Below are 7,438 nucleotides of genomic sequence, written 5' to 3'. Positions count from 1 at the left end.
GTTAACAAGTACTCACGGGAGGCGGAGCCTCAACTCCCGGCGACGCTCGCGGGTCACGGCGCCACCACTCAACGTCGGCGCCGATCCGACGAGGAGCGCGGTGTAGGGGTGCTGCGGATCGGAGATCACCTGGTAGGTCGGTCCGTCCTCGACGATGTTGCCGCGGTACAGCACGACGATCCGGTCGACCAGCGCGGCGACGGCCCCCAGATCGTGGGAGATGAACAGCTGAGCGAGTCGCCGCGCATGCCCGAGTTCGGTGAGCAGTTTCAGGATCTGGATGCGGTTGACCGAGTCGAGGGCGCTGACCGGTTCGTCGAGCAGCAGCAACGACGGGTCCAGCACCAGGGCCCGCGCGATCGCGATCCGCTGGCGTTGCCCACCCGACAGTTCGGCTGGAATCCGCGCCGCGATGCCGGCGTCGAGGCCCACGCTGCCCAGTACCGCCGCGACCTTCGACCGCACGACGTCACGGTCCAGTCCGCCCCGCACGGTGAGCCCCTCGGCGATCGACTCGCCCACCGGAATGTCCGGGTCGAGGCTCAGCAGCGGATCCTGGAACACGTACTGGACGGTCCCCGTGCGCCGGTGTGCCCGGCGTTGCGCCGTGGACAGGTCGTCGACGCGCTGCCCGCGGATCTCGACCGACCCGGCCGTCGGGGTGATCAGACCGAGAATCGTGCGGGCCAGTGTCGTTTTCCCGGAACCGCTCTCGCCGATCAGACCCACCTTCTCGCCGGCGTCGATCGTCAGGTCGACGCCGTGCAGGATCTGCGTGCGGGCGCCACGGGACCCACGTTCTACCCGGACGTCGGTCATGCGCAGCAACGGCTCAGACACGAGCGGCCTCCTTCCCGGTGAACGACTCCAGCCCGTATTCGCGATGGTTGTCGACGAGTTGGCGGGTGTATTCGTGCCGGGGCGCGGTGAGCAGGTCTGCCGCCCGCCCGGATTCGACGACGGCGCCGTCCCGCATCACGATCACGCTGTCGCAGACCTGAGCGACCACGGCGAGGTCGTGCGAGACCAGGACGAGGGCGAGTCCCAGTTCCTCGCGCAGGTCCTCGAGGAGGTCGAGCACCTCGGCCTGGACGGTGACGTCCAGGGCGGTGGTCGCCTCGTCCGCGATGAGGAGTTCCGGCTCCGCGGACACCGCGATCGCGATGAGCACCCGCTGAAGCATGCCCCCGGACAGTTCGTGCGGGTACTGGCGGTACACGGTGTCCGCGTCGGTCAGCCCCATCTTCCGGAACAGTTCGAGGCCGCGCCGCTTGGCGTCGGCGCGGGACAGTCCGAGCGTGGACCGGAGCGCCTCGGCGAGCTGTTCACCGACCCGGATGGACGGGTTCAGGTAGGACGCCGGGTCCTGGAACACGGCGGCGACGCGGGTGCCGCGCAGGGGTCGCCACTGTTTGCGCCCGAGGTCGGTGAGTTCGATGCCGTCGAAGTCGATCGAGCCTGCGGTGACGTCGATTCCGCCGGGCAGGATTCCGAGGATGGCGCGGCAGGTCAACGATTTTCCGCTTCCCGATTCGCCGACGATCCCGAGCGCTCCCCCGGGTGCGAGGGAGAAGTCGACGCCGCGGACCAGTTCGGTTCCGTCGTCGAGGGCGATACGCAGATCGCTGACGGTGAGCACCGGCCTGCGGGGGCGTGTGGTGTCCGGTGCCGACGTGGCATCGAGTGTGTCAGTGGACATCCGAGGTGACCTCCTGTTTCCTGGGGGCGCGTCGTGCGGGTCGGCCGGTTACATCGCGCAGTGCGTCGGCGATGGCATTGAGCGCCCACACGGTCGCCACGATCAGCAGCGCGGGGACGACGGGACCGAACGGAACCTGGTAGAGGTACTGCAGTCCGCTGGCGAGGAGTCCGCCCCAGGTGGGGTCGGGCGGGACGACGCCGATCCCGAGGAACGTCAGCGAAGACACGATGACGAGGCTGGCGCCGGTCATCGCGGCGAATGTCACCCCCACCGCGGGCAGCACCTTGCGCACCGCGTGACGGCGGATGATCCAGGACGTGTCGGCGCCCATCAGTTCGGCGGCCTCGACGTACTGGGAGTTGGCCACCGTCAGCGCCGCGGCGCGCGTGACCCGGTAGAACGCGGGCGCGATGAGGATGCCGACCGCGAACATCGCCTGCGCGAGACCGTTTCCGAGCAGCGCGGTCATCGCGACGGCGAACACGAGGAACGGCAGCGTGATGAGCGCGTCCATCAGCCGGAGCGTGAACCATTCCACGCCGCGTCCCAGATACACCGACAGGAAGCCCGGGATCACGCCGAGGAGGAATCCGACCACGACGCATTGCAGCGCGGACAGCACCGACACGGTCGATCCGGCCAGCAACCGGCTGAACACGTCCCGTCCGACGTTGTCCGTGCCGAGCCAGTGAGTTCCGCTCGGGCCCTGCAGGATTGCCGACGTGTCCTGTTCGAGCGGGTCGAACGGTGCGAGCGCGGGCCCGAAGAGCGCGAGCACCACGATCAGCCCGAGGACGATCACCGCGGCGCGAGCGGAGTGATAGCGCAGAATTGCTGTGAGCATGGGATGTCAGTCTCTCCGCTTGGTGGCCGGCTGCAGGACGCTCTGGGCGATGTTGACGACGATGTTGCAGAACAGCACGAACACGATCGCCACCACGAGCGTTCCCTGAACGATCGGAACGTCCCCGCGCAGCGCGGAATCGGCTGCGAGGCGACCGAAGCCGGGCATCGAGAACATGGTCTCCATCACGACGGCGCCGCCGATGAGCGTGGGGATCTTCATGCCCAGGATCGACAGCGCGGGACCGCTGCCGTTGCGCAGGGCGTGCACGAACAGGATCCGTGACGGGCCGATGCCCCGCACCACCGCGCCGGTGACGTAGTTCTGATCCAGTTCCGCGACCAGTCCGGTGCGGAGCTGCCGCGCGATGTCGGCGACGACGTCCATGCTCAGCGCGATCGCGGGCATGATGATCAGCGACAGCCAGCGGCCGAAGTTCTCGTCCGGCGGGACGTACCCGGCCGACGGCAGCCAGTGCAACCCGACGCTGAAGACGAGGATCAGTCCGATGGAGATGACGAACGGCGGCAGCGTCGACGCCACCGACGTGTAGGCGGTGATCACCCGGTCGAGCAGGCTGCCCTTGTAGACGGCTGCGAGCACCCCGAGCCCGACACCGAGGACGAGTCCGATGACCAGCGCGACACCGGCGATGGAGGCACTGACGGCGAGCCGCTCACCGATCAACTCGCTGACCGGGATCTTGCTGAACCACGAGACACCGAGGTCGCCGCTCAGCATGCTCGACATCCAGTCGACGTACTGCTGCCAGACCGGCTTGTCCAGCCCGAACTCGGCGTTGATCCGGGCGATCGTCTCCGGGGTCGCGGCGTCACCGGCGATGCCGGCGGCCGGATTCAGCCCGCTGGCCGCACCGAGCAGGAACGTGATCAGGGTGGAGAACAGGAAGACCGGGACCACGATCAGCACGGTGCCGAGCACGACCCGCGCCGCCGTGCCGAGCGCACCCGCAGGCACCGGGAGAGCGAATGTCCTCCCGGTGCCTGCGGCCTCGATGTCTGCGGTGGTCACGAGACCGTGACGCCTTCCCAGCGAACCTGGGACGGCAGGATGTTGAGGTTCTTCAGATCCGGGTTGGACACGATGATCCACGGGTTGCTGAAGAGGTAATTCGTCGGCGACTGCTCGACACCGACCTTGACGGCCTCCCACAACCGGGGCTTGTACTGCGGGTCCTCGAGCGGGGTGCGGCGCACGGTGTCGAGTGCGGCGGTGAACTCCGGCGACGCGTGCGGGCCGCTGAGGTTCATGATGCCTTCCGGACCGTAGACGGCGAGCAGATTCTGCACCGGGGATTCACGTCCGATGGTGCCGTCCGTGGCCAGCTGCGGGTTCTTCGCGATGTAGACCTCGCTCTGCCACGTCGACGAACCGGGCGGGACCACCTTGATCGTGGACTCGACGCCGATCTTCTTCAGCTGCGACTGCACGAGTTCCGCACGGTTGGTGGCCGCCGACTGCGCCGTGATCTCGATCGACAACTGCCCGGGCGCATAGCCCGCCTCGGTGAGGAGACGAGATGCCTTGTCGGGGTCGTAGTTCCAGAGCTTCTCGATCTCCGGGTTGAACGCGAGGTAGCCGTCGGGGAACGGCTGGCTGGTGGTGCTCCCCAGCCCGTTCGTGATGACGTCGACGAATGCCTGGCGGTCGAATGCGTAGCGGAACGCCTCGACGATCTTCGGGTTGTCGAACGGGGCCTTGTTGAGGTTGATGGACACGTCGTTCGCGGCGAGCGACGGCTTCACGGTCACGTCGAGGCCGGCGGCCTCGGCTTCCTTGGACTGCAACGCAGGCAGCGTCGCGAAGTCGATGGAGCCGGACTGGACACCGGCGACGAGAGTGGCCGGGTCCGGGGCGACGCTGAGTTCGAAGTGGTCGATGTGAATGTTCTCGGCGTCCCAGTAGTTCGGGTTCTTCTCGAAGTACGCGTGATCCTCGGCGACGAAATCGGTGATCGTGAACGGACCGGCCCCGACCGGCCACACGCTGAGCTTCTGCGGGTCGGCGGCCGCCGTCGGGCTGGCGATCGCACCGGTGCGCCCGGCGACCAGGTACGGGATCTGGTAGTCGGCGTCGGCCAGGTGCAGCGTGACGTCGGTGGCGGTGTCTGCCGTGACCTCGGTGACGCCGGCGAGCTGATCGCGCAGGAACGAATCGTCCTGGGTCTTGCCCCGGTCGAAGAACGCCTTCACTGCCTGCGAATCGAGGGTGGTCCCGTCGGAGAACGTCAGACCGTCACGCAGGCTGAACGTCACCGCGGTGCCGTCGGCGTTGTACTTCCAGCTCTCGGCGAGCGACGGTTCGACGTTGCCCTCGGCATCGAGCCGGGTCAGCGACGCATACGCGAGGCTGATGGTGTTGATGTCGTTTCCGGTCCGGCTCGTCACCGGATCCCACGAAGTGGGGAGGTTGAACGCCCACTTGACCTCGGCGCCGTCCGAACTGCTGCCACCGCCGCACGCGGTGGCCACGAGACCGACGATCACTCCGAGTATTACGGCGCCGGCGATCCGCCGGCTCTTCTTGCTCACTGGGTGCTCCTGACCATGCAAAGGGGGTGGTGATTCAGACGCTCGCGGACAGCGACGCGGTGGTGCCGGGCAGCGGGGCGGGGTCGGTTCCCTCACGCCGCGCACGGGTGTAGCGGTTCTCCGCGAAGGGCAGGCCGAGGTTGCCGCGCAGGGTGTCCTGCTCGTAATCCTCCCGGACCACCCCGCGCTCGCGCAGGATCGGCAGCACCTCGTCGACGAAGCGGCGGAACTGCGCCGGGTGACCGATGTGGATGTTGATGCCGTCGAGGGCGTGACCGTCCAGCCAGCGCTGCAGTTCGTTCGCGACGGTCTCGGCGCTGCCGGTGAACGGCGACGTCTTCGGCGCGTTGAGCGCCTCGACGGTCTGCCGCAGCGTCAGCCCGCGGCCGACAGCGAGGTCGGTGATCTTCTTCGCCTGCGTGTAGAAGCTCCGCTCGGCGTGCTGCAAGGCCTCGGTGGGGAACGGCGCGTCGAGGTCGTACTGCTGGAAGTCGTGCCAGCCGAACGGCCGGCCGAGTTCCCGCAGGGACCTACCGAAGTCGTTGTCCGCCAGCTGGGTCGTGCGTTCGATCTCGCGGGCGTCGGCGTCGGTGTCGCCCACGGTGACGGTGACGCCCGGCAGGATCACGATGTCCTCGGGGGCGCGCCCGTACGCCGCGGCCCGGTTCTTGATGTCGGCGTAGAACGCCGCTCCCGCTTCGAAACTCGGGGCGTGCGTGAAGATCCCGTCGGCGATGCGCGCGCCGAGGTCGCGGCCCTGGTCGGAGTCGCCGGCCTGGAAGATCACGGGCTGGCCCTGCCGTGAGCGTTCGATGTTGAGCGGGCCCACCACCGAGAAGTGCTCACCCGCGTGGTCGAGGGTGTGCAGCTTGTCCGCGTCGAGGAAGCGGCGGGCGTCCCGGTCGCGCGGAAACGCGTCGTCCTCGTACGAATCCCACAGCGCCTTGACCACCTCGACGTGTTCGAGTGCCCGGCCGTAGCGGGTGGCGTAGTCGTAATGCTCCTCGAGGCCGTAGTTTCCGGCGGTGCCCGAGTCGCCGCTGGTGACCACGTTCCAGCCTGCGCGGCCGCGGCTGATCAGGTCGAGGGACGCGAACCGTCGCGCGAGGTTGAACGGCTGGTTGAAAGACGTGGTCAGGGTGCCGACGAGCCCGATGTGCTCGGTGGCCACGGCGAGCGCCGACAGCAGCGTCAGCGGCTCGAGCCGGTTCAGGTAGTGCGGGGGCGAGTCGGGGGTGATGAACTGGCTGTCGACGATGAACACGAGGTCGAACCGCGCCTGCTCCGCCAGACGCGCATACTCGATGTACCAGTCGATGTCGACGCTGGCGTCGCCGGGGATCTCCGGGTCCAGCCAGGTGTACGGGTGCCCGGGACCACCCGTGGGGGTGAGGACAGCTCCCAATTTCAGTTGCCGTCTCGTCATGTTCTCGCTCCTTCGTCGTTCGCCGTCAGGCACCTGCCTCGGCACGCCGCGTTGAAGTGTATGGAGCAAACAGACGCGTGCAGAGTATTAAATTCTCGATGTTTCAAAACATATTTCGTATGTCCCGCAGTGCTGCCGAACAAAGTCCGATCAGTCGAAGAACTCGCGCGACGACTCCGCGACAGCCGCCGCGACGACGTCGGCGAGCTGCCCGATCAGCTCGGCGTCGTCGGGCAACTGGGTGGCCGACAGGCGCAGGAGTTGCCGTGCGGGTGACCGCACGAACGACCGCGATCCCGCCCCCACGGAGATGCCCTGCCGCGCCAACGCGACCAGCGCCGCGGTCTCGTCCGACACCGTCACCCACACGACCAGACTGTGCGGGCCCGCGAAAGCCTCGATACCGCGGTCGATCAGGGCCCCGAGCAGCGTCGTGCGCCGCGCGGCGTAGCGTTCGTGCGCCGCCGTGACCGCGTGTTCGGCGTCGGCGCTGCCGATCAGGTGGGCGAGGGTGTTCTGCAGGATCCGGCTGTTCGAGCCGACGCCGTGACTGCGCACCTTCATGGCCTTCTCGATCAGCTCGCGGGAGCCGCCGAGGACGGAGGTCCGCACGTCGATCCCGTACGCCTTGCAGTAACTGCGGATCCGGACGACACGCTGCGGCAGTTCACAGCCCAGCGTCGGCGGTTGCTCCGGTTCGAGCGGTCCGATCGAGTCGTCCTCGACCACCCACACCGCCGGATGCCGTCGCAGCACGTCGGCGAGTTCGCGGGTGCGCCGCGCGCTGACCGCGTGGTCGACGGCGAACGGCGCCCCGGGCTGGAACACGAACGCGACCGCACCGGCCGTCAGGGCCTCGTCGAGCGCGTCCGGCCGGGGACCGTCGCGGGGGGGGGCGGGGCCGGGGCGGGCGC

The 7,438-nt window shown here is 68.2% G+C and carries 7 protein-coding genes; all 7 read right to left on the bottom strand.

Annotated features, from left to right (window positions below):
- Positions 1-12: 12 nt before the first annotated feature.
- The gene (locus ACFTZB_RS40500) at positions 13-840 is read right to left on the bottom strand and encodes an ABC transporter ATP-binding protein (protein ID WP_378440801.1); all 828 of its coding nucleotides are present in this window, start codon (positions 838-840) and stop codon (positions 13-15) included.
- On the bottom strand, positions 833-1,699 hold the full coding sequence (locus tag ACFTZB_RS40495) for an ABC transporter ATP-binding protein (RefSeq protein WP_378440799.1): 867 nt from the start codon (positions 1,697-1,699) through the stop codon (positions 833-835). The genes ACFTZB_RS40500 and ACFTZB_RS40495 overlap by 8 nt, the downstream gene beginning before the upstream one ends.
- Positions 1,689-2,546 carry an ABC transporter permease gene (locus ACFTZB_RS40490; protein ID WP_378440797.1) on the bottom strand — a complete coding sequence of 286 codons (858 nt, stop codon included), beginning with the start codon at positions 2,544-2,546 and terminating at the stop codon, positions 1,689-1,691. The genes ACFTZB_RS40495 and ACFTZB_RS40490 overlap by 11 nt, the downstream gene beginning before the upstream one ends.
- 6 nt (positions 2,547-2,552) lie before the next feature.
- Positions 2,553-3,578, bottom strand: a complete 1,026-nt coding sequence (locus tag ACFTZB_RS40485) for an ABC transporter permease (protein WP_378440795.1) — start codon at positions 3,576-3,578, stop codon at positions 2,553-2,555.
- On the bottom strand, positions 3,575-5,098 hold the full coding sequence (locus tag ACFTZB_RS40480) for an ABC transporter substrate-binding protein (RefSeq protein WP_378440793.1): 1,524 nt from the start codon (positions 5,096-5,098) through the stop codon (positions 3,575-3,577). The genes ACFTZB_RS40485 and ACFTZB_RS40480 overlap by 4 nt, the downstream gene beginning before the upstream one ends.
- 34 nt (positions 5,099-5,132) lie before the next feature.
- The gene (locus ACFTZB_RS40475; protein WP_378440791.1) at positions 5,133-6,524 is read right to left on the bottom strand and encodes an LLM class flavin-dependent oxidoreductase; all 1,392 of its coding nucleotides are present in this window, start codon (positions 6,522-6,524) and stop codon (positions 5,133-5,135) included.
- Between the two features lie 150 nt (positions 6,525-6,674).
- Positions 6,675-7,438, bottom strand: a 764-nt coding sequence (locus ACFTZB_RS40470) for an aminotransferase class I/II-fold pyridoxal phosphate-dependent enzyme (protein ID WP_378440789.1), incomplete at its 5' end; no start/stop codon positions are given.

Source organism: Rhodococcus sp. NPDC057014 (genome assembly GCF_042673295.1).
Lineage (GTDB): Bacteria > Actinomycetota > Actinomycetes > Mycobacteriales > Mycobacteriaceae > Rhodococcus_F.
This window is presented reverse-complemented; position numbering and strand designations above follow the sequence as displayed.